A 23,833-nucleotide genomic window follows, 5' to 3' on the forward strand; every position below is an offset into this window, starting at 1 on the left:
AATGAGCAAGTACGACGAAGCCATGAAGCTGCTGGAAGAACAAGTGGGTAACAAGGACGGCCTGATTACTCTGTCTACCATCGCGCTGGAACCCGGGGCCAATGGTATAAGCCGTCCCGCCGCCCGCATAGTGGACGCCTATTATGAGGACGGCGCGTTCTACACCGTCACTTATGCGACCTCAGGCAAAATGCGGCAGATCGCCCAGAACCCCGAAGTCGCCGTTTGTATCATCGTCGAAAACTTTACGGCCGATGGTATCGGTGAGAACCTGGGCTGGGTATGTGACGAGAATAACGCCGAGATGATGACTAAGTTGCGCACTATATTCGCCGATTGGTATAACGAAGCCAATAACGACGAAGACCCTAACACATGTCTGCTGCGCATTCGCCTGACAAAGGGCCTGTGGAATGACGCCCATAAAGGGATCAGAAATGAGATTGATTTTATCAATAAGACGGCAAATTAAGTGATCTATGTGATAGAACAGTCAGCAAAAAAGGTTCATCGCAGCAGTCCGCCGCGATGAACCTTTTCATAAGAACCAACTAAATGATAACAACTACATTAGAACTTTATAAAACCCGTAAGGCCTGGGAATTGACTTCCCGGAAATCCCGGAAAACCTGGAAATCCCGGATTTTCACCCTCTCCGCCTTCTCCGCTTCCTTCGTCAGGCAAGATAAGCTCATAAGTCACATTTTGTGCCGGTACTAAGTTCATAGCATACTCATCAATTTCCGGTGCCCCGTCTAACGCCTTCCATCCAATTCCAGTCACTCCTAATCCCCAGACAGATTTACTTGGAATCGTGAATTGTACGCCGAAATGATAGGTTTCCTCATTGATTAGCTTTTCTTCTTGTGTAAATGGATCAATGTAGATAAATTTCATTTTATACACATTTCTATAATAAATGAATTACATGAAAAAAAACGACTGACACCCTATTATAGTGTCCAGCCTCTTGTGCATCCAATTGTTATCTTCATTTATGTTAGCATAGCAACTTAACCCTCATCTGAAACTTAAAGAAAACTTTAACTTTAGCTTAAATAATGGGAAATAGAAATAGAGCGAAAATGATGTTCATCTAAAAAAAATAGCGGCGGAAGAGAGTTTATCTCTTCGCCGCTTACCGGAATACTCTGGATACAGGTCCATATTGAGAGGTGACTAATTATTATTTGAGCGTTTCATTTTGGTAGCCCCTCTCCCTAGTTAGAGCGTCTCAACCAATTTTTGAATCTTTGAGCGGGAAATTAAATATAAAGGACCCATTGTTTCGATTTTGCCGTCCTTTACACGTATAGCGCTCTCCTGTTCTGCCGCATAAACATCGATCTCTTCAGACAAGGGGAACAGATAGCCTTGAACAAACGTGGTGTAGCCACGCTTAGAATGGGATTCATAGGCAAAATGATCAAAGCCAATCCCCTCATAAATCGTACTTGTTTCAACATCATGACCAGTGTCATTCAAGCTTAACCATTGAGCAGACATGTTTAGCGCACCGGCGCTGGCACCCAGTATAACGGCATCGCTATTTTTAATAACATCCGATAATTCATAATCCGCCAAAAAATCCTTCTGCAAAACAGGATACCCGCCGCATAAAAAAATGACAGAAGCGTTCTGAATGAACCTCTGGGCATCCTCCTTCTGCATGCGGTAATCAATGAAATGATATTCATCAAAAATAATGTTAGCCTGATTCAGCCATGTCCATTCAGAGATATCATCAAAGTTAATTGGCTCTTCTGTGTAACCAGACGGGTCAGCGCTAATCATAACAAGCGATTGTCTGTCTTGTATATCCTCATGCAAACAATGGACCAGCTTCTCTGGAAAAAAATGATTAAACCAACTGAAATAGTAGTGAGTACTCAAACTTAATTACCTCCATATGTATTAATTAGCCTCTTTAAAGTGGTTCAATTTAGCTTCAGCCGTCAGCATGGCGCCGTTAAGAATAAGATTATTCCCGTCATTGTGGGCCCTCGTTCTAAAAAATAGGCTGCGCACAAAATTTTTCCCGTTTACTCTGGCAATTCTCGGCGCGCGCGTATCCGGCCATTCCGTACACAGCGACAAGCTATGAATCCAGTCGGCAATCTCCTGCTGCGGAAGCAGTGCTTCGCTAATCATCGTATCCACAATGCTGGCCATGCGCTCGTCTTCCTCCTCGTCAAATATCCGGACACCGTTATGCAGCATCCCCTTAATCGCCCCCAGCACCTCGCGCTGCACTGCATTATCGCTTTCCGGACAGCGGATCAGCTCGTCGAGGGCATCTGCCCCGTGAGCCGCGGCATGCGCCCAGCCTTCAACTGCCAGATAACCGCGCAGGTCCTTCTCCTCCTGGTAGTAGCGAAGCAGCGAATGCTTTAGATGCTGGAACTCATCCGGAGTCAAGAATGAATTATTCCTGTGCCGCTGTACAATAAGAACGATAGGCAGAACCGCAAACGCCCTGGTGAGTACGCTATGGTCATCTTCGCTTCCAATCTGATAGAACAGATGCCGGTCATCCATCAGGACAGCCAAAAGATGCTGCATTTCCGCACATGAGAACTTATTATCGCGCTTCAGCCATATGTGAAAAGTGGAATAGATCTGCTCACGGAGCTCCGATTCCGGATCGCCAATATGCCGCAGCATCAGATTGGTAAAGTCTTGTAACCTTTCTCCCTCACGCAGGATATAGCGTTCCTCCTCCAATCTTTGCAGCTTCCGTATCAGTTCTGTTCGTGTGTCCTCCGTACCCCATTCATTGAAATCATCGTCCAAAATACTGGCTTTCATTTAGTCGGTTCACTCCTAGCCTAGTTATAGCGGGCGTTATGGATTTCTCCCGCCGATATCCCTACTATAGAACACAATGACTGACACCAGGGCGTCAGTCATTGTAGGATAGAAGCATATTTTGCATATATTGCTGCAGCTCCGCCCGTAATTCACGAGGCTCCAGCAGCTCGCACTCCTTGCCGAAGCTTAGAATGAATTTCAGCAGGCCCTCCTCATAAGGAAATGTATCCGAAACGAGATAGAAACCATCTTCACCCCGGCTAATCTTCTCTTTCTGAAAATACTCGGGAAGCTGCGCACCAATTCGTGAAGTGAATCTGAGCACAACCTGTATGTCCCGCTGCGAATAGCTGTGCTCAATGACCTCGGCGATTCGGTCATCGGGCAGCTCTCTTTTTACAAAAGGCGGTCCCTGCTTCAGTTGCTTGATCCGCACGAGCTTGAATCTGCGGTAGTCCCCTCTGACCCGGCAAAAGCCTATCACATACCAATCTCCATGGCGAAAGTCAATCCAGCTTGGCTCTACCGTTCGCTCCAGGTATTCCATATCCCTGTTGATATAGTCGAACACCAGCAGCCTGTTATCCGTGATGGCCTTGCTTATGATCCCAATGTATTCTTTAATTTCCTGCTCCATGCTGAAATGGGACATATCCAGAGTCAGTTTGTGCTTCTCGGGCTCCCGCTTATAGGTATGCTCAACCTTTAGCATAATGTCATTAAAAGCTTCGTTCCTGCCAAACAAGCCCTGTAAATTCTTCATTACAGCTACAAACGTATGAGCTTCATCCCGGTTTAAAAAGAGGCCGCTTATATTATAGCTGTCCATAATATAGTATCCTCCGCCCTTGCCGCTGGACGAGGCAACCGGTATGCCGGCTTCTCCTAATTTTTCGATATCCCGGTAGATCGTCCGCAAGGATACCTCGAAATGCTCGGCAAGCTCCTTGCCCGTTACCGTACCTTTACCGGAGATGATCAGCAGCATGGAGAGCAATCGGTCAACTCGCATGATTGTGTGTGACGTCGGGTAACGTCTCCTCCTCTGGGTGAAGTAAGTGAATCATATATTCTCTTGCTTTAATGCATCAATAATATTCTCCTTTTTTACTTTAGCTCCGGAATAAACAACCGCAGAGCTGACAATGACAAATACACACACTATGACAGACAGAATGCTCATCCAGGGCAGGGTGAACCCATAGCTGAATTTGTTCGCAAATGCTTTATAGATCAGAACCATCACGGCGAAACTGACAGGAAGCCCATACAAGAGCGACTTGACCCCATAAAAAACACTCTCATAGTTCAGCATTTTTGCAAACCCCTTTGGCGTCGCGCCTACGGATTTCAGCATCGCGAATTCCCGTTTGCGAAGAGCCAGCCCTGTTGAGATCGTATTAAAGATGTTCGCAACAGAAATCGCAGAGATTAATACGATAAAACCGTAAGAAAAGACCTTCATCAGCAGAATCTGTTGTTCTTCTCTTATTCTGAATTGATATACATTGTAGACATTCAGATTGGTCTCATTCATCGCTTCAATTTCCTGCTGCGTTTTCACCGGTTCCGTGCTTTTCAAATGGAGGTACATCGAAGCGTTAGCCAGCTCCTCGCCGTCTGCCAGCCGATTCATGACGCGTTCCGACACGATCATATTTAACCCGCCTACGCCTACCGGGCTCATCCCCATCGGTGCCTTATCCGTTAATGCGGCAAATATCACTTTATTTGCCTTCGTTTCTTCCCCGCTCGCTTTAATAAAACTCGTTAGCTCGATATGTTGTCCGATATTCGCATATATGGACTTCGTCTGAATATATTTCCCCGTATCTATATCTTTGTAATGAATCGTATCCATCACGATTGCGGCGGGATGATCCAGATCCGTAAGCTGTTCGTAATCTGCGCCAACCGCTCTGGCATAGGCTTGCAGGCTCGAATCATTCATTGCATATAGCTTAATTTCGTAAGGGTATTTCCCGTCTTGCAGCATAGTCTTATCCTGCTTAACCTTCTCTTGCAACTCGTCGGCGATGCTTGCTGCATCGACCCAAGCGTTCCCGACTAACTCATGACTCACGTTGTATTCCGTGACGCCAACAAGAGATACAAGCGATTGCATCAACCGGTCATCTAGTCTTTCGCCATTACTGGACGACACTTCAATATCGTAATTGATGCCTTCCAGCGACAATGCCAGAGATTGTGTCAGGCCAGTCGTGAAAAACGATATCGTCAAAAACAAAACGATGCTGATGACAAGCGAAAAAAGAATAACATGATGTCTTCGTTTGTTCCTTTTTAAGTTTTTCAGCCCGATTTCTGCTTCGATTCCGAAGAGCTTACGAATGATCTTCGACGTCTTCACTGCTTTGGCCGTAAGCTTTACGTCAGTGGTTTGGCGAATCGCGTCCACGGGAGATACCCTGGATGCTTTAACCGCCGGGAGATACGCCGAAACGAAAATCGTCAGCATCGAAACAAGACAAGTAATCAAGAGCAATAACGGCGTGACGATAAGCCTCAGCTTTTCACTAGTCCATAATGCCCCTTCAATCATTGTGTTCATGAACGAAAAGGCGATTCCGATTCCGGCAAGACCGCATAAGATGCCAATGGGAATGCTGATCAAACCAATGACGATACCTTCAAAAAATACGGAATTTCGCTTCTGCCTTTTCGTCGCCCCCACGCTCGCGAGCATCCCTAAATGGTGGGAACGTTCCGAGACGGATATCGCAAAAGCGTTATAGATGAGTCCAACCGAGCCAATTATAATAATCCCTATAATGATTGCCGATAATGAGAACATCATGCTGGATGAGGCCCCGCTGCTGGACAAGCCATAATAACGAAGCAAATCGTCATTATATTGGACAGTGTCAATTTGGTTTTTCTCAGCCAGCTTCTCCGCATGTGCGAACAAGAACGGATTGACCCGCTGCAAGACCACCGACGCATCGACCCGATCGTCCCCCCCGATGATATGATCATCGACATAGCTAATGATCGTATAAGCCGGGGCCCAAGCCGTTTCCGACACCGGATGTTTAATGAAGCCTACCACCGTATAATCCCTAATTATGCTATGCTGTAATGTTTCGGTTAATGTGCCGTCTTTCCTGCGCAGCGGTTCCGTCTGATCCAGGGGATGATCGCCCCCTTGTTCGAATCGGTCGCCGACGCGAAGCGTTAGACGGTCGCCGATTTCGTACTTCACTTTGCCATTTGTTGCAACAGACTCGGAGATCACAACCTCCTTGTCCGTGTGCGGAAGGCGTCCCTTGCTTATTTCAATCTGAAATTGTGTGAACCCTTGCACATCATATTCCTTAATGAACAAGTACGGCTTATTGGAATTTTGTCCCCCTTCTAATGGGGCATACCCAAGGTCTCTTGTGATTGCAACCGTTTTGGTTGCATCATCGCCCTGTATCGCCGCAAGCTGTTTCTTGGTTATATCTTGATACTGAATATGCCACTCCCCTGTATCTGTGATAGTTTGTCTGATCATTAAATCCGCAAAGGAAAAAATAAGCGTAATGACAGCGGTCATCATGGATACCGAAATAATTACGCCAAAAATAGTCACAAGTGTTCGTCTCTTGTTCTGCTTCAGATGCCGGATGGTTAATGTATTGACAATATTCATCGCCTTATCACCTCGTTTTTGGCAATCCTCCCATCTTCAAGCGAAATGATTCTGTCGGCTTGCAGGGCGATCCGTTCGTCATGCGTGATTACGATCAGTGTCTGATGATAGGTCTTATTCAGCATTTTCAATAAAACGACGATCTCAATGCTATTCCTGCTGTCCAGATTCCCGGTGGGTTCGTCGGCCAGCATGATCGCAGGATTGCCGATGATCGCCCTGCCAATCGAGACACGCTGCTGCTGTCCACCGGATAGCTGATTCGGCAGATGGTTTAATCGATGCTGCAAATTCAACGTATTCACAAGATCAGCCAATTGCTTTTGATCTACCTTTTGTTGATCCAGCAAGAGCGGCAGCGTAATATTCTCTTCCACCGTCAGGACGGGAATCAGATTGAAAAACTGGTAGATCAGCCCGATTTGCCTGCGTCTGAAGATGGCCAGCTGCGTTTCGTCCAAGGTATACATATCCGTATCCTGAACATACACTTTCCCGCCAGTCGGTCGATCCACACCGCCCAGCATATGAAGGAGTGTCGATTTCCCCGATCCGGAAGGTCCGATAATTGCGACGAATTCACCTTTTTGGACCGAAAAGGAAACATCATCAAGCGCCTTCACCGCCGATTCGCCTGTGCCGTATATTTCGGACAAATTTTCAATTGTTAAAATCTCCATTGTCATCCCTCCTTCCCTAGATGCTCAATTCCAGGTATATACCATCTCTCTATATCCAACATCCCAAAGGGTTTCATTCCCCTCAATGGTTATCTTAAGCTCATTAGCCCCGGTGAGATAAAGGATCCTCATATCCGGCTCATGGAGCTGATCTTCTGCAGATACAGACAGGAGCTCATGCCCGTCAACGGTAACCTTAATGCTGCCCTGAAAATCCTTATGATCAGGAATTCCATAATTCAAGCTAAGATACAGATCTCCCTTATTGCCTAGCGAATACGTATATGTTTCCTTCTTTTTACCTTCGATGCCATACACATTATATTGGGGTGTCACGTCTTGACCGCCAATCTTAAGACTGTCCTGTTTGGTTCCCGTTAATCGATTTCCGGTACTATCTTCCCATTCGTTTATCGCTACAAAAGGGGCCAACTCTTTGGTGAACACTTGATCAACTACTCCTAAGACCCCCCACACGCCGAGCATTAAGACAGCACTGGCAATTCCCGTAGCAGTGATATTTCTCCAGTAGTTTTTTGTACGGAAGCCAATCTTGTACGCCCCGAATCCAATAGCAGCGCCCAATGAGTTCTTTATGACGTCGTTCGTGTCAAAGCTGCCGAGGAATGTTAGTGCCTGGATGGTCTCCACCACAAGAATGGACAGGATAAACCCTGTCATGAAGCGAACAAAGCTGGTGCGGTATAACAACGGAAACAGTATGCCAAAAGGTATGAAGGCTGCAATGTTTCCAATACCCACCAAGTCCATCAGTGTCGGATGTAGAAGATCGGAAAGACCCGGCACCCTAAAAAAATCGTCCGGCAAAAAAATAAAGGTGTACTGACTGGTTAGATCTACCTTATCCGCTCTGCCGAAAGCAAAAAACATAAAATAAAGAATAATCAGGGTGTAGCCTATGGTGATAAAAAAAGTAATCTTGCGCTGCTGCTTCATTTGCATGGTTGTACCTCCATCGTTCATCTGATGAATATCATTTTATCTGTCCAAAATGACTTTACAGTGACATTGGAGGTGACAGTTTAGTCACTTATGGAGTGCTGTTAAATCACATGCTTATAAAATTTGATCCGAAACTCTGTACCAGTCCCGCTGTCGCTCGTTACATCAATCACGCCGTTCTGGCTTGCAATGATGCTGTGAGCCATCGCAAGCCCTATACCGATGCTTCCTTCATTAGCATCTTTCCTTTATAAAAACGTTTGAATATATAAGGCAAATCCTCTTTCGGAATGCCCTCTCCGTTGTCAGCAATAACGATTTCCGTAAATAGCACGTTGTCGGAAAATGTGATGGTAATCGCACCGCCCTCAGGTGTATGCTCCACTCCATTCTTCAAAATATTGATAACCGCTTCAGCAGTCCAATGGAAATCGCCGTCAAAAGAGACGTTGTCATCCCCTGTGATGGAAACGGTCTGTCCCTTAATATCCATCGGAATCATAACCGGCTCCAGTGCATTTTGGATTAGGGTTTTCATGTGTATTCGATCTTTTTTGAACGGGATAGTTCCCGCATCCATTTTCGCTAGCTTTAATAAAGATGAAACAAGCCAATCGATCCGTTCAAGTTGAATGCGAATATGATGGGTGAACTCCGTTCTTTTGAGTGGAGGCAGATCAGGGGCGCTTAACAGATCTGCCATGACTGTCATAGAGGTGATCGGTGTTTTGAGTTGATGTGAAATATCGGAGATGGCATCGGTCAGTTGAAGCTTATCCTGCTGCAATAGAGAACGATGCTCGGAGAGCATGCGTGTCACCTTGTAAATATCATTCTTTAAGATGCTAAGCTCACCTTCTTGATTATCGCGAGGGTCAAGGGAGGCCTGGCCGCTGCTAATCTCCCGTAAATAGATGGACAGCTTCTCTAGCTCGTAATAGTGAACTGATCGATGTCTTCGGCGAGCACCTTTCGGGCTGAAGCGGCATTATGGCAGAGAACAGTCCAATAAACCTCTTGCTGCAGCGAATATTCCAGTCCCGACGCGATCGTCTTATCATCTTCAACTAAAATAATATTTTCATCTGAAGTTCATCCTTATGATTGATTTTAGAACATTTAATGAATTCAACGACTACACAATCTCTTTATTATAATGCCCTCTTGTGTCTGTTTCCTGATTAAAGACAGCATGATTCATTGAGCCATTTAATTTGCCTGAGGCCATATGAATGACGTTCACGACCTGCTCTTTAGATTCAACTGTGAAGTTTAATCGGAGCGCCTCGATTCCTTGGATATCTTGTAGCTCATCTAAAAGATTAAGCGTCTTCCCATTAAGGAGAGTCGTTGTACAATCATCATGGGAAAGGATAGGGAACGTTCCGTGCTCATCTTTTAACTCATAGCTCTTCGTTTTGCAAATTCTGCATTGATTCATTTTTTTCATCGGACAATATTTCGTAAACATCAAAGGAGCCCTGCCATATACAATCATTTCCAGTGCAGGATAGCCGTCATTTTCTTTAACATAGGCATTCATTAAATCTTCAATTTGGCCCTTATTCAATTCATAAGATAAAGTGACTCGCTTTGCACCTAATTTATATAATTCATAGCAACTAGTGGCATTAATAACATTTAGAGAATAGTCCGTAACAAACGGGTTTGTTTCTCTATAGTGATTAATCCCCCCATATCCTCCAATTAGTAGCTGTCCTTCTTGTTCCTTATAATCATTCTGATTTCTTCTAACCACATTTTCGTAATAGATTTCCTTAATTCCACAGCTCACGCAAGCATCGTACTGTTCCTTAGTCGTTACAGAGGCCGTAAGATATGGTTTTCCAGGGGCAAAGCTTATTTTTTCTTTTGCTTCCAAAGCCTTGGTTCTTTTCTGCTGGCTGTTAAGCTTTAAGTCATACAAGCCCAGTACAATATCTCTTCTTGCTGCATTTAACAGTTTAGCTGGAATAAATGCATTGCATTCCTCATACTCGACATGATTAAGTTCGAATATCGTATCATTTAATCTTGAGAATTGCTTGATTACCTGGTCTTTTGTTGTTGGATTATTAATGGCTTCGCCCAGTATTTCCTCGCTTTCATAGGAATAATTAAAGCCTAAGCCTTCCGCATCTATGAAAAGCTTTGAATCTGGACATGCATATACTCTAATATCGAGGTCAAACCGCTTAAATTCTTTTTCCAGTGATGCTTCTAATTCTTTGTTATAGAAATAATCCTTCGTTTTATATACTAAATCTCCCTTAGACATCTTTTCTTTGATTTTGATATAGCAGACGTCCTCTGCTTTGTTGATTAATTCGCCATCTTTATCGTACAGTTTGGCAACCGTTAAATTAACATCTTCATTGTTGTGACTGATTCGAATGGTATCGTTCTGATTTAAAGGACGTGTAAGTGTTATTTCATACATGTCTTTAACAATCCCGCTGATTGTTCCAATTTCATAACCAAAGTTATTAGGTTTTAAGATGTTTGTAATATTTCTCCTGTCTTCGTGAAACAAATACCCTTTAGTAAATGTTCTATTGAATGTTTTTTTCAGATTTTCTTTGTCTTCTTCGGTTATTTTATGATCTAAGGCCTTGCGGTATTTGGATACAACATTAGCAACATACGTAGGCGCCTTCATTCGGCCTTCTATTTTTAAAGAATCGATTTCTTTTAAATCATGGATATAATCGATGGTGTTTAAGTCCTTAGTAGATAGAATATAGCTTTTCCCTAAAGATGTATCTGTTGTCTTATCGATTAGTTCATACTCCTTACGGCATGAACCCACACATCTTCCGCGATTTGCGCATCGATTGCCGAGCAATCCTGACATTAGACAATTTCCCGAATAAGATACACATAAAGCACCGTGAACGAAAATTTCTAAAGGGATTTCAGCTATTCTTTTGATCTCTTTTACTTTTTCAATCTTGACCTCACGGGACAGAACAACTCTTTTAGCACCAAGTTCTTTAAATAATAAAGTTCCATCTAGATCGTCTATTCCCATTTGAGTTGAACAATGTGCTTCCATATCAACAAAGTTTTTAACGATATAATCAAAAGCAATCAGGTCCTGGACGATAATGCCATCAACACCGATTTTATTTAATTCGTGTATCTGCTCTTTCATCTCTTCAACTTCGTTTTCAAAAACGATGGTATTCATTGCAACATAGATTTTAACGTTCCTCAGGTGCGCATACGTAACAGCCTCTTTTAACGTTTCTAAATCAAAATTAGATGAGTATGCACGTGCACCAAATTTTTGCATTCCTAAGTATATTGCATCACAACCATTAGAAATTGCAGCTTTTAAAGCTTCCATATTTCCTGCTGGAGCTAGTAATTCAGTCATTTCTTCCTCCTATGACCCATAAATTGTACGCTAGTTAAAGCGAAATTCTTTATTAAAGATATTTTTTGTTACGCCTCAAACTTCAGACTATTTCCATTAATCATAAAATAAGAACTATACTTAAGCTGCAGCAAAACGCACAAGCCAATGGCTTGTACGCTTGTTTTAAATGACCTCATTTGCTCTGAGGGACGTATCTCATAATAATTCTTTAAGTACATTTTTCGCCACGCGAATCTCCTGAATATCGCTCTCAGCTGAGGTAACCATAAACTCTTCACTCCTCATGTATAGAGAATTATTTGGCTCCTGGAGCCAAAATTGAGCAGGAATTATGGGTGCCTATCATTGCCAAGTAGCTAACATTTTATTTTACATAAGTATGAGCGAGCATCTGGCGCATTGATTAGCAGCCTTAAAAGAGCCTCCACTAAAATCGAAGTGGAGGCTCTTTTTACATTTTTGTTATTTCAATTGTATTGGCTTTAACCGTTATGCTGTGCAGTTCAAGTCATTTAAACTAATATTGAGTTCTGTTCTCCGCTTTACCACTATTTGTGATACGGTTCACCGCGATTGATCTTCACCGCGCGATACACCTGCTCCACCAGCACCAGGCGCATGAGCTGATGAGGCAGCGTCATGCGCCCGAAGCTCATGCGCTGCTGCGCGCGGCGCATGACCTCGTCGGAGAGCCCGTGGCTCCCTCCGATGACGAACACGACATGGCTCGTCCCGTAGGTGCCGAGCCGGTCAATTTCTGCGGCAAGCTCTTCCGAGCTCCACAGCTTGCCGTCGATCGCGAGCGCAATGACATGCGCCTCGCTCTTAATCTGCGCGAGGATGCGTTCGCCCTCGCGTCCCTTTACCTGCACGACCTCTGCTTCGCTTAGAGAATCGGGTGCTTTTTCATCTGCCACCTCAATGACCTGAAACTTCAGGTATGGTGTCAGCCGTTTTGCATACTCCGCGATGCCATCGATCAAGTACTTTTCCTTCAATTTTCCTACGCCAATAATTTGAATAAGCATAAGTGCCTCCTGTCATAATCCTCTATAGAAATAGCAAAAGGACGCGCACTGGGCGTCCCTTGTAGTTTTAGTAAGTACCTTCTGTTCTATCACATATTTGGTGGAAAAGAAACGACAATTAAAACGGCCTACTCTTGCGCAGTCCCTAAATGTCCTATTTTTCATGCAATCTATGGATCTCCTGATCCCACGTATTCCTAGATTGCCTGAATCTAGAATTTCATGTATTCCTCGTCCTCAGCAGGTTCAATCCATCCCTACTTACTTTCTTCCTGCTCCTCCATCACAAAATCCGGTTTCCCCCCAGCTTCATAAGCGCTCAATATAGAGTCCAGCAAGCCTGGGAAACGTGCATTAAGATCCTTAGTCCGCAGGGACAACATGCGCTGTGTTCCTTGAACTCGTGTAAAAACAACTCCTGACTCGCGCAAAGTACGGGCATGGTGAGACATAGTGGATTTTGCGATCGGGACGTTGAAGCCGTTGCAAGCCTGTTCTCCATTTAAGTGAATATCCGATACGATATGTAAGCGAATCGGATCGCTGAGTGCATACAATACGGAGGCAAGCTGAATGTCCTTGCGGTCCGGATGAAATAGTATTTTCACGGATGATTATCCCCTTTTGTCGTACGATGAATGCGAAAAAAATATTGGTGTTCCTAATTGCATTTTATATCAACGCATGCTATATTTCAATTGTTCGTAAGTAATCGAACTATTAAACAATAATAAAAGGAGTGCTTCGCACATGACTTCTGTAAATAACCTCTCCGCGAATGCGGATCATGAAGCCTCCGTTCCGGAAGCGCCTCTTCCACGAGAAGGCCTGCTGACCCTGCTGTTCAGTGTCGCTGTGGTTCTCGTCATCATGAATACGGCTATGTTCAATCTGGCGCTGCCTGATGTGACCGAAGCCTTCGGGATTACGGCTGCGTCCGCTTCTTGGATTGTCACCGGGTATTCTATTATGTTCTCGATTGCCTCAATCACGTACAGCCGGCTTTCTGATTTTCTGCCGATTCGCCGTCTGTTGGTTATAGGCTTGTTGACGCTGGGCCTCGCGGCTGTTGCCGGCTTTTTCAGCACCAACTTTATCTTCCTGCTTATCGTACGCATTCTCCAGGCCTCAGGCGCGGGCGCAGTAATGTCCTTGTCGCTTGTCCTGTTTACCCGCTATATCCCGCAAGCTCGCCGCGGCAAAGCAATGGCGACAATTATGTCAGCCGTCTCGCTGGGTCTAGGGCTTGGGCCGGTCGCGGGCGGAGCCATCGTCGAATATCTTGGCTGGATTTGGCTATTCTCTGTAACGGCAGCTATTCTGCTTCTAGTGCCGCTGTTCCTTATCCTGCTGCCCAAAGAAGTACCCACCCGTGGCTCCTTTGATGTGCTTGGTGGGCTGTTCTTGGGCGTCGGCACGACCGGGCTGCTGCTGTTCCTGACCAGCGGGCTGTGGATTGCCTTGATCGCCGGAATTGTCGCCATTGCTTTATTTGTTGGCCGTATCCGCAGCACACCTGATCCATTCGTGATGCCGGAGCTTTTCCGTAACCGCTCATATCTCGTGTTGGCTCTGATCGGAGTTGCCTCCTACCTATGCAGCTTTGCCACGTTATTCCTGCTGCCGCAGATTCTGACTCACCGTTTCGGCTTCAGCGCAAGCCATGCCGGGCTTGTGATCTTTCCGGGTTCGCTGCTCGCCATCTTTGTCTCCCGCTCCATCGGGCGAATCATTGACCGTTATGGCAATGCGGGGATTTTGCGTTTTGCACCATTGCTCGTATTGACCGCTACCATCCTATTCGCTTTCTTTGCTGGGCGGTCATGGATTGCCGTCATGTTCATCTATATGATTATGAGTCTGGCCTTCACGACACTGTCCAGTAGTGTATCCAATGAAATCTCTCGGATTCTGCCTTCTTCACAAATTGGCTCCGGAATGGGCCTGTTCCAGCTGCTGCAATTCTTCAGCGGCGCCTTCAGCGTGGCTATGGCCGCAAGCGCACTAGAATGGCAGCGCGGACTGCCGCTTTCTGCAGCCTACTCCAATATCTACTGGGGACTCTCTATTGCAGCATTGATCGCCATCATCTCAGCTATTCTCTACCGCCGAGGCAACCGAAGTAGCTCGCTGACCGACATAGTAGATGCAGCAGATGCATAAGACCTAATCGGCTAACACATATATTATTTCATGCAAAAAAACACCCTGCGGCCCATTTCCGGGACTGCAAGGTGTTTTTAATAAATTTTAACAGTCCTTTAGACCACTAAATATTCCGCATTCTTCTCACATTCCGCACATTTGGCCGGCGGGTCCCAGTCCGAGAACTCGGTCTCCTTCAAGTCCACAATATCAGGTGCATCCTCATACTCGTCCACAAATTTGTCGATGGCTAACTCTACATGTTCTTTACATACTACATACATTCAACCAAGCATCCCTTTCTGTGCCGCTGCGGCCTATACTCCTTCTATTGTTCTACCATACTTCCCACGAAAATGGAACTCCTATCTATCCATTCCAGCAATCTGTTCATCCATTGTCTATATTCTTGCCCTACCGAAAAAAAAGATTCCTCTCACCCCAAACGGGCAAAAGGAATCTCTTCACTAATATCTCTCTAATTTCTATAAATGTTATCTACCAACTCTCCATCTTACCCTAGAAACTCCACTGGACGATCCAGCTCATACAATCTGCGGTAACGTGGTTCTTTTTCCATCAGCTCCGCATGGGTTCCACGCATTTCTACCGAGCCATTTTCCATAAAAATCACTTCATCCATCTGCTCCGCACCAACCAAATGATGCGTTACCCAGATCAGAGATTTACCGTCCATAGCTTCAAACATCGTCTGCAAAAGATCACGTTCCGTCCTTGGGTCCAGCCCTACGGTCGGTTCGTCAAGAATGACGACAGGTGTATTTTGCAGCAAAATACGAGCTAACGCTATCCGCTGACGCTCTCCACCGGAGAAACGTTGCCCCGCTTCACGGACAAAGGTATTGTATCCCTCTGGTAACGAGGAGATCAGCGTATCCATTTTGGCTAATGCGCCAGCTTCTTTAATCGCTTGTTCGGAAGCCTTCGGATCACCCATGCGAATATTGTTCGCTACCGTAGTATCAAATAAGTGTGGGCTTTGATTTAGCACCGCAATAATAGAAGGAATATTATCGCCATAGGCAGCCGCCGCGATTCCATTAATCATAGCCGAACCTGCAGAAGGTTGGATAACCCCTTGAATAGCCTTTAACAACGTCGATTTCCCTGCCCCACTACGGCCGATGATGGCAATTTTTTTGCCTTGTGGGATGTCGAGGCTGAGATCACGAACCGACCAGTTATCCTCTGATCCATAGCGGTAACCCACATTTTCGAGCTGGATATGAGCACTTTTTATGGCCTGAGGTAGAACATCGACTACAGATGCCTGTTCGGAAACTATATTCTGCTCTTCTCCAACCACTCCAGACAACCGCTCCAGCGAGTTACGGTACTGCGGGATTTTCTCCACAGCTTCGGATACTGGCAAAAAAGCATCTGCCACAGGAAAAACAACCAATACAAACGCCGCAATCAACGTACCTGCAATAGCACCATCCGCATACTCCCCGGCGGCCCAATATAACATCGAAAGCACGCCAACTCCAACAACTGCTTGCCCGATGAACGCACGTAGACGCGCCCAGCTGCGCAGCGCTGCATCCGTTTTGGCCACTTTTTTCTCATCTGCTTCATAGGTCTCCACGAACTGGCTTTGCCGTCCACTAATGACCCAATCGCCCATACCGAGAACGGCGTCAGTCAGCTTTTGATAGAGGCGATTACGCTCTACCTTCACTTCACGTTGACGTTTCTGGGTGAACAACAAAGATATAAGCGGCAATACCACGACCAACACCAAAATATACAAAGCCATTAATAACGCAAAACCGATATCAAAGGTGCCCAACGCAATCACCGCAACCCCGTAGATCAATAAAGCAATAACACTTGGAAATACAGTTCTCAGATATACATTTTGCAAATATTCGATGTCATCAGCTAACATCCCGAGAATATCCCCAGTACGGAAACGCGAAGACAGGAACAAGGCCTGTGGCTCCAAAATATTGTAAAGGCGCACACGCATTTTAGAAAGAATCCGTAAAATGGTGTCATGCCCAATCAGCCGTTCCACGTAGTGAATGACTGCTCGGCTTGTTCCGAACGTACGTACACCAACAATCGGCACGTAGATCATCAGGATATTTTCGACCGGTGTAGACGCTTTTGAGATCAGAAATCCTGAAGTATACATCAATGAAGAGGCTGTAAAAATCGTCAACGCCCCAAGCACAATAATTAGCACAAAACGCCAAAAATACGACGATACATAGGGAGCAAACCATCCTTCACGTTTCAATGGATTCCCTCCAATTGCGACCCAATCAACTCATAATACGCACCCTTGCGGGCAAGTAACTTCTGATGGGTACCGATTTCTGCCACTTGGCCTTGCTTCATTACTACAATAATGTCCATATCTAGCATCCAGTGTAGGCGATGGGTAGCCAGAAAGACCAGCTTTCCTTCAAAAAGAGGCACCATCGTCTCCTTCAGCTCATATTCCGTTTCAATATCCAGATGCGCCGTTGGCTCATCTAGAAGCATAATTGGACGGCTGCTAAGCAGTGCCCGGGCTAATGCCACCCGTTGCTCCTGGCCACCGCTGAACGAACGGCCGCCGCCACCAATCATCTCATCTAAACCATGCGGAAGAGTATCCACCAGCCCCGATAAACCAGTAGCTTTCACTGCCGCGGAAACAGCTTCCATAGAAGCCTCAGGGTAATAAAAACGTATATTATCCGCTAACGTGCCGCTAAAAATATACGGACGCTGCGGGATATATGAGGTCTGTTTTCGCCAAGCCTCATCCGTTAATGCACTAACCGTTGTACTGTTAACCGTGATACTTCCTGAGGTAGGGTGTAAGAAGCCCCCTAATATATCCACTAAAGTAGATTTACCGGCCCCGCTCTCTCCGATAATCCCAATTTTACTAGCTCCTTTAAATTGCAGGTTCAGCGCTTCCAGCGAAGAAAGCCCTGCTTCCTCATACTTCACGCTAACGTCATTTAATGTGAGCACGCTATTCTCATGCCAAGTGAATATTTGTTCCGATGTTTTTGCTGCAGAACCGACAGATAGATTACCGTTAGGGCCGATTACTTCAGCCTTCACCTCATCTTGATCTATAATGCTCTTCATTGCTTCAGCGGCTTCTTTCCCATCCAAAGTAGCATGGAAATCTGAACCCACCAATCTGACAGGCAGGAAATATTCCGGAGCCAAGATTAGAATCGTTAAGCCCGTAACCAATGTCATCTGTTCATTTACAAGCCGTAAACCGAGGCTTACCGCTACAGATGCTACAGACAGCATAGTGAAGAAATCCAGGGCGAACGATGACAAAAAGGCCACTCGCAGCGTACGCATGGTCGCCGAGCGATAACGATCGCTGACCGTAGCAATGCTGTCGCTATGACTACGACTGCGCCCTAGAAATTTTAATGTTTCTAGTCCACGTAGTGAGTCTACGAAATGATTAGATAATGTGCGATATGATTTCAATTGCCGATCCATTTGCTTACGGGCTGTCATCCCAATCAAAATCATAAAAACAATAATAATCGGCATAGTTACCGTAAGAATAATCCCGCTCGTAGTGTCCATCGTAAAGACGTAAATAAGCACCAAGACCGGTGTAACAGACATCCCTACCATTCTAGGAATGATTGCTTCCAGATACGTGCGGAATTTAGTTACGCCTTCCAGCACTAGTGTAACAAGATCCCCGGTTCCACGCCCGCCCACCATTCTAGGGCCAAGCTGGAAGAGCTTGTCCATCATTTCCCTCCGCATAGTGCTGCCCGTTGCTTCCGCGAAGCGGTAAGAGACACGGCTCATCAGCATAGCACAAGCATGGCGCACAAGAAATGCAAGAAGGAACAATAGCGCAGTGCCCCATTGTTCCTTCAGAGGTTCTCCCGCAAATAGCGCAGAGATGACTTCTGCCAGCGATTTAGCCAGCAGAAGTATGGACAAGCTTTGCACCAGGGTAAGGAAGCCTACAATCAGAAAGACTGGCTTAACTCCTTTATACCCAAGCAAGTTTTTATCCATTAGTATTCAAGATGCTCCTTCTCGTGAACCCGTTTATGAAAGACAAAGTAACTCCAAATTTGATATCCCAATACGAACGGAAGGATGGTCAGTGCCACAATCGTCATTACCTTCAAAGAGTAATGGCCCGAAGCCGCATTAGTGATCGTCAAATTAAAAGCTTGATCAATTGAACTAATCATAACACGCGGGAACAATCCTACAAAGATAGAAGTTACCGAAAGCGCCATTACCGCTCCTGTCATTCCAAAAGCGTAGCCGTCCTTCTTCTTCGTCATGAAGTAACCGGACAATACAAAGGCGACGACTCCCAGGGCTACAATAATCATAAGAATCGTTCCACGTTGCTCGAAAATATCCGTCATATTATAAGTCATAATCACAAAAGCAGTAAATAAAGCTGCGAGCGGTATTAGCAATTTTTGAGCCAACTTGCGAGCGCGAGCCTGTAGATCACCCACTGTACGCAGCGTTGTGAACATGAGACCATGCACCAGGCACAGAAGGACAACAGTAAGCCCTGCTACTACAGTGTACACATTCACGATATCTGTGAACCCTGCATACATTTGCATATCCCCATCAATAGGCAACCCTTTGATAAAGCTTGCAAACACTACAGCCAAGAGGAATGGTGGAAGGAAGCTGCCGATAAAAATACAGGCATCCCAAGTTCTTTTCCAAGCTAATGAATCACGTTTACCTCTGAATTCAAAAGCGACACCACGCGCTATCAGAGCTAATAAGGCAAATACAAAAGGAATATAGAATCCACTAAACAGCGTTGCATACCACTCCGGGAAAGCCGCAAACATTGCACCCGCAGCTGTGATAAGCCATACCTCATTCCCATCCCAGAAGGGTCCGATCGAGTTAATCAGAACACGGCGCTCTGTATCATTTTTAGCGAGAATTTGTGTTTCCATCCCTACGCCGAAATCGAAACCCTCCAGGAAGAAGAACCCTATAAACAGAACTGCAATCAGCACAAACCACAATTCATTAAGAGATATCATGGGAACCCTCCTCGTTATATGGATCATTCGAATCGCCGTGATCGTTATCCATCGCATAAGGACCTTTTTTAATCACTTTAATAAACAATCCGACCAACACTAATCCTAGAATTAAATAAATCGTTGTAAAAGAAATCACGGAGAACAGAACTTGACCACTTGTAATATTAGGCGACACACTGTCTTCCGTTGTCATCAGTCCGAATACCGTCCATGGCTGACGCCCGAATTCGGTCATGACCCAACCGGCTGTATTCGCAATCGGAGGAAGCAACAAGCCCCATAACATGAACCGCATAAACCAAGTGTTCGGACGGTCCATTTTTTTGCGCCACATTAAGTACATAGCGTACATTCCCAATACAATCATTAACGTTCCTGCTAGAACCATGATCCGGAAACTCCAGAATGTCGTACGTACAGGTGGAATATAGTCACCGGGGCCATAGGTTTGCTCATACTCCGCTTGCAGCTCAAGCATACCTTTAACTTCACCGGAAAATTTACTGTATGAAAGGAAACTCAGCATATAAGGAATTTGAAATTCTCCAGTACTGATTTGATTCTCTGGATCAATGTTTGCCCATACGGTCCAAGGTGCCGGGTCACCACTCTTACCCCACAGTCCTTCGGAAGCTGCCATTTTCATTGGTTGAGTTTCAACCAAATATTGCGCTTGGGCGTGACCAGCAACAGCTACACCAATAGAAGAAATAATCCCTACGATAGCTGCAATCTGAAAAGACTTCTTAAAGAAAGAAACCTCTTGTTTCTTCAATATTTTATAAGCACTAATACCTGTTACAAGAAAAGCACCTGTTGCATAAGCAGCCAGTACTGTATGTGGGAATTCAACCAGCAATTGTCCGTTCGTAATAAGCGCGAAGAAATCATTCATTTCTGCACGTCCATTATTTATCTCAAAACCCACAGGATGCTGCATAAAAGAGTTAGCCGCTAGAATCCAGAATGCAGATAACATCGTACCGAATGCTACCAGCCAGATGGACAGTAAATGTACTCGCTTGGAAACCTTATCCCAGCCGAATATCCATATCCCAATAAAAGTAGACTCCAGGAAAAAGGCTGCCAATGCCTCAACTGCAAGTGGAGCCCCGAATACATCACCCACAAAACGTGAATAATCGGACCAGTTCATCCCGAACTGAAATTCCTGCAATATCCCTGTAACTACCCCTACTGCAAAATTGATGAGGAATAGCTTTCCCCAGAACTGCGCCATTTTTTTGTACTCTTCATTACCTTTTCTAACGTACATTGTCTCCATGATTGCAATCAAGAGCGCTAGTCCGATTGATACCGGTACAAAGAAATAGTGGAATATTGTCGTCGACGCAAATTGTATACGCGACAGCATTACTGTATCCATATTTGTCCCTTCCTTCTCCCCTTTTCGTTAACTATATTCTGTCAAAAATTTAAGCTTCTTTTTGTGATAAATGTCACATAAAGATAGTCATTTAACGGTGAAATTCAAATGATTTGTGACAAAGATCACAATTTAGCATAAAGAAAGCAAAAAAAATAAGACGGTTTACCCGTCTTGAGTGGTTCGTCGTTCTATTAAATGCTTGACTCATTTAGGTATTGGTTAGATGGAAATACCCTTCTTCAGCGATTTGAGATCGCCATTCGAATTAAGCAATTGGGGTAGCATCTTCGTGCTGCGAACCATTGGAGAGTCACATAGACGGCAAGAAGGCGCATGTTCAAATGCGAAATTATCCCTCATCCATCCGTTGCATCCCTCATTGGTACATGCCCAAATTGCGGTATTTTCTTCCGGTATTTCTTCCAAAGGTTTCTTCCGGTAGTTCATTGCCGTTCCTCCCATCCTGTAAGTCAATAGTGAGTAACTAGATATAAAAAGACCGTCCCAACTTTCACAAGCTGGGACGGTTTCTTCTATTATTACAGTTTTACAACGTTTTCGGCTTGTGGTCCACGGTTGCCTTGAACAACGTTGAATTCAACGCGTTGGCCTTCGTCCAAAGTTTTGAAGCCGTCGCCAGTGATTGCGCTGAAGTGAACGAATACGTCGCTTCCGCCTTCAACTTCGATAAATCCGAATCCTTTTTCTGCGTTGAACCATTTAACTGTACCTGTTTGCATGTGTGTTACCTCCACAAATTTAAATTAATATGTTCTTTTTATCTTCAAACAAAGAAAAAATTCACACATTGAAAAAGGTTGTATTACCAAATATGACAGCCCTTTTCAATGCGAGAATTAGGGACTAAATGTATGATTGATATCATATTACCACACCTGATTAGCAAAGGCAAGCAAGCATCCGAATATATCCGGTTTTGCCCTAATAAGTATTACCTTCCAATGTAAGGGCTGCCACTTAGTGTTTATTACCTAAATAGATCCTTTTTCTGGCATAATTATCATGGTTTTAGAAAAATAGCTTTCCCAAAAACGTTACTTTTATCCGCTTTTTCAAGAAGGTACCCCCTCGGAATCGAAGGGGTAGTCCGCTCTACTTGTCGTAACTGCTATATCATTATATACCGACTTCCAGCATATTATTCCTGTGGTTTTTCAAGAAGTTTAACTGTTGCCTGTTTGGCCTCGCCGTTTCGATAGTAAGTAATTTTCAGATCATCACCGATCTTCGTATGATTATATAAGTACTTGCGAAGAGAAAGGGTAGATATGATGGATTGATCATTAAATTTGGTAATGACATCATTGAATTGCAGTCCAGCTTCCTTCGCAGGGCCAACGGCTTCTAGAACAACTACTCCATCCTTAACACTGTTCGGCAGGTTCAATTCATTGCGTTGATCTTCTGCTAGTGGAACGTACGGATTGTTCAAATCAACTGAATATACACCCAAGTACGAACGGGCAATATGCCCTTTTTCAGCCAGCTCATTAGCGATATCTATCACATGATTCGCAGGAATTGCAAAACCCAGACCCTCTACACCCGTATCTGAAATCTTCATCGTGTTAATTCCAATGACCTTGCCATCGAGATCCACTAACGCGCCGCCACTATTTCCTTCATTAATCGCCGCATCAGTCTGTATCACTTCTTGTTCCCAGTCATATACTCCATCCTGATTAAGGGATACGGGAACCATCCGTTCAGTATAGCTAACAATCCCCGAGGTCAATGTATCACCAAGTCCTAGCGGATTACCGATAGCAATGACCGTTTCACCTAGACGAAGCTTAGAGGAATCACCGAGCTGCGCGATGGTATCGATTCCTTTGGCATCAATAGAGAGTACCGCAATGTCGCTTACTTTATCCGTTCCAACGAGTGTTGCCTTACGGGTCTCTCCGTTCACTGTAACTACCTCGAGATTACCGGAGTCTTCGATGACATGATTATTGGTAATGATAAATGCTTTATTTCCTGTCTTTTTATAGATCACTCCTGAGCCTAGTGCGGACTCATCCAGAATGTTTAATTCTTCATTATCTTCTTTATGATTGATAATACTTACTACTGCAGGGCGAACCGTGGCAGCAGCTTGAATAATCCGGTCAAATGGATCACTACTGCTTGGGGCAACATTTCCAGTTGTTACAACCGGCTTTTGAGCAGTCTCATGACTCATCTGGCCTGTAAACATACTGAATAACAGAACTGCCACCACAGCGCTGACTAAGGAGCAAACGGCGGATATTTGCCAGGTAGATAGCCCTTTACGCGATCTGCGTACAGAATGTCTACGGTTAGCAAACGATCCCTTTGATGCTTCATCCCCTCTGGACCGCGAAACTTTAGTTGAATAGAAATCATCATCAAACAATCCCACCGAAAATCTCCCCCTTCTATTGCCAAGCGTTCACTGTTGTTAAGACCTGAACCTATAGCAACCACGTCCGAACCAAACCTCTGTAACCATTAGACTCCAAATATCACTAAAAAGTTTCACTTTATCCATTAACCCCACAAGAGTTTCGATCAATCGTTAGATTATGATAATCTTTTAATATATCTTCTCTATTAGGAATATTTTGCAACTTAAAAGACTACAATAAAATAGAAGTGTCCCTAAAATTTTAGCTTTGCTCATCACGCTTTTAATTGTATCACAGGCAACCTGCAATTCGGGATTTTCCTCAGCTAAAACACCTGC

At 44.7% G+C, this 23,833-nt stretch carries 20 protein-coding genes and 2 pseudogenes; 2 read left to right on the top strand and 20 right to left on the bottom strand.

All coding sequences use genetic code 11. The features are described 5' to 3' along the window. The first annotated feature begins 1 nt into the window (after window position 1). Entirely contained in the window at window positions 2–472 is a 471-nt protein-coding gene (locus tag NYE35_RS30725) for a pyridoxamine 5'-phosphate oxidase family protein (RefSeq protein WP_076099768.1), read from the top strand. A gap of 98 nt (window positions 473–570) precedes the next feature. Here NYE35_RS30725 and NYE35_RS30730 read toward each other — a convergent pair whose 3' ends face one another. The 12 genes and pseudogenes from NYE35_RS30730 to NYE35_RS30785 form a co-directional block, all read right to left on the bottom strand. Continuing rightward, entirely contained in the window at window positions 571–897 is a 327-nt protein-coding gene (locus tag NYE35_RS30730; protein WP_076105144.1) for a hypothetical protein, read from the bottom strand. A gap of 327 nt (window positions 898–1,224) precedes the next feature. Next, a complete protein-coding gene (locus NYE35_RS30735; protein ID WP_341122395.1) occupies window positions 1,225–1,893 on the bottom strand; it encodes a cyanophycinase in 669 nt (222 codons plus the stop codon). Window positions 1,894–1,914: 21 nt separating this feature from the next. Beyond that, window positions 1,915–2,808 (bottom strand): DUF2785 domain-containing protein, encoded by an 894-nt coding sequence (locus NYE35_RS30740; protein WP_341122397.1) that lies wholly within the window; start codon window positions 2,806–2,808, stop codon window positions 1,915–1,917. 94 nt (window positions 2,809–2,902) lie between these two features. Next, window positions 2,903–3,823 (bottom strand): helix-turn-helix transcriptional regulator, encoded by a 921-nt coding sequence (locus tag NYE35_RS30745; protein ID WP_341122398.1) that lies wholly within the window; start codon window positions 3,821–3,823, stop codon window positions 2,903–2,905. A gap of 51 nt (window positions 3,824–3,874) precedes the next feature. Continuing rightward, complete coding sequence (locus tag NYE35_RS30750; RefSeq protein ID WP_094901074.1) at window positions 3,875–6,466, bottom strand: FtsX-like permease family protein; 2,592 nt, start codon at window positions 6,464–6,466, stop codon at window positions 3,875–3,877. Next, window positions 6,463–7,146, bottom strand: a complete 684-nt coding sequence (locus NYE35_RS30755; protein ID WP_341122399.1) for an ABC transporter ATP-binding protein — start codon at window positions 7,144–7,146, stop codon at window positions 6,463–6,465. Before NYE35_RS30755 ends, NYE35_RS30750 begins: the two co-directional genes overlap by 4 nt. A 24-nt stretch (window positions 7,147–7,170) precedes the next feature. After that, the gene (locus tag NYE35_RS30760; protein WP_036682416.1) at window positions 7,171–8,109 is read right to left on the bottom strand and encodes a VanZ family protein; all 939 of its coding nucleotides are present in this window, start codon (window positions 8,107–8,109) and stop codon (window positions 7,171–7,173) included. Window positions 8,110–8,210: 101 nt separating this feature from the next. Then, window positions 8,211–9,049 (bottom strand): annotated as a pseudogene (locus NYE35_RS30765) (sensor histidine kinase); the annotation flags it as partial. Continuing rightward, window positions 9,046–9,194 (bottom strand): annotated as a pseudogene (locus tag NYE35_RS30770) (DNA-binding response regulator); the annotation flags it as partial. The pseudogenes NYE35_RS30770 and NYE35_RS30765, both read right to left, overlap by 4 nt. Before the next feature lie 50 nt (window positions 9,195–9,244). After that, window positions 9,245–11,488 carry a U32 family peptidase gene (locus tag NYE35_RS30775; RefSeq protein WP_341122400.1) on the bottom strand — a complete coding sequence of 748 codons (2,244 nt, stop codon included), beginning with the start codon at window positions 11,486–11,488 and terminating at the stop codon, window positions 9,245–9,247. A 551-nt stretch (window positions 11,489–12,039) separates the two neighbouring features. Further along, window positions 12,040–12,519 (bottom strand): 23S rRNA (pseudouridine(1915)-N(3))-methyltransferase RlmH, encoded by a 480-nt coding sequence (gene rlmH / locus NYE35_RS30780; protein ID WP_036677839.1) that lies wholly within the window; start codon window positions 12,517–12,519, stop codon window positions 12,040–12,042. Between the two features lie 257 nt (window positions 12,520–12,776). Beyond that, a complete protein-coding gene (locus NYE35_RS30785) occupies window positions 12,777–13,127 on the bottom strand; it encodes an ArsR/SmtB family transcription factor (RefSeq protein WP_036677838.1) in 351 nt (116 codons plus the stop codon). A gap of 142 nt (window positions 13,128–13,269) precedes the next feature. On the opposite strand from NYE35_RS30785, the gene NYE35_RS30790 reads away from it, so the two are divergent. Continuing rightward, window positions 13,270–14,682, top strand: a complete 1,413-nt coding sequence (locus NYE35_RS30790) for an MFS transporter (RefSeq protein ID WP_036677836.1) — start codon at window positions 13,270–13,272, stop codon at window positions 14,680–14,682. A gap of 98 nt (window positions 14,683–14,780) precedes the next feature. On the opposite strand, the gene NYE35_RS30795 is transcribed toward NYE35_RS30790, so the two are convergent. The 8 genes from NYE35_RS30795 to NYE35_RS30830 form a co-directional block, all read right to left on the bottom strand. Then, window positions 14,781–14,948 carry a CxxH/CxxC protein gene (locus tag NYE35_RS30795; protein ID WP_063829780.1) on the bottom strand — a complete coding sequence of 56 codons (168 nt, stop codon included), beginning with the start codon at window positions 14,946–14,948 and terminating at the stop codon, window positions 14,781–14,783. Between the two features lie 230 nt (window positions 14,949–15,178). Then, window positions 15,179–16,930, bottom strand: coding sequence for a thiol reductant ABC exporter subunit CydC (gene cydC, locus NYE35_RS30800; RefSeq protein WP_341122403.1), 1,752 nt, complete (start codon window positions 16,928–16,930; stop codon window positions 15,179–15,181). Then, window positions 16,927–18,693 carry a thiol reductant ABC exporter subunit CydD gene (cydD, locus tag NYE35_RS30805; protein ID WP_341122404.1) on the bottom strand — a complete coding sequence of 589 codons (1,767 nt, stop codon included), beginning with the start codon at window positions 18,691–18,693 and terminating at the stop codon, window positions 16,927–16,929. Before cydD ends, cydC begins: the two co-directional genes overlap by 4 nt. After that, window positions 18,693–19,709 (bottom strand): cytochrome d ubiquinol oxidase subunit II, encoded by a 1,017-nt coding sequence (gene cydB / locus NYE35_RS30810; RefSeq protein WP_341122405.1) that lies wholly within the window; start codon window positions 19,707–19,709, stop codon window positions 18,693–18,695. Before cydB ends, cydD begins: the two co-directional genes overlap by 1 nt. Next, entirely contained in the window at window positions 19,696–21,099 is a 1,404-nt protein-coding gene (locus tag NYE35_RS30815) for a cytochrome ubiquinol oxidase subunit I (protein ID WP_036677831.1), read from the bottom strand. Before NYE35_RS30815 ends, cydB begins: the two co-directional genes overlap by 14 nt. 222 nt (window positions 21,100–21,321) lie before the next feature. Further along, a complete protein-coding gene (locus NYE35_RS30820) occupies window positions 21,322–21,549 on the bottom strand; it encodes a cold-shock protein (protein ID WP_036677829.1) in 228 nt (75 codons plus the stop codon). Window positions 21,550–21,641: 92 nt separating this feature from the next. Beyond that, a complete protein-coding gene (locus NYE35_RS30825; protein WP_019914582.1) occupies window positions 21,642–21,842 on the bottom strand; it encodes a cold-shock protein in 201 nt (66 codons plus the stop codon). Between the two features lie 419 nt (window positions 21,843–22,261). Further along, entirely contained in the window at window positions 22,262–23,509 is a 1,248-nt protein-coding gene (locus NYE35_RS30830; RefSeq protein WP_036677827.1) for a S1C family serine protease, read from the bottom strand. Window positions 23,510–23,833: the final 324 nt, after the last annotated feature.

Origin of the sequence: Paenibacillus sp. FSL L8-0494, assembly GCF_038003695.1 — a bacterium.
Lineage (GTDB): Bacteria > Bacillota > Bacilli > Paenibacillales > Paenibacillaceae > Paenibacillus_AQ > Paenibacillus_AQ odorifer.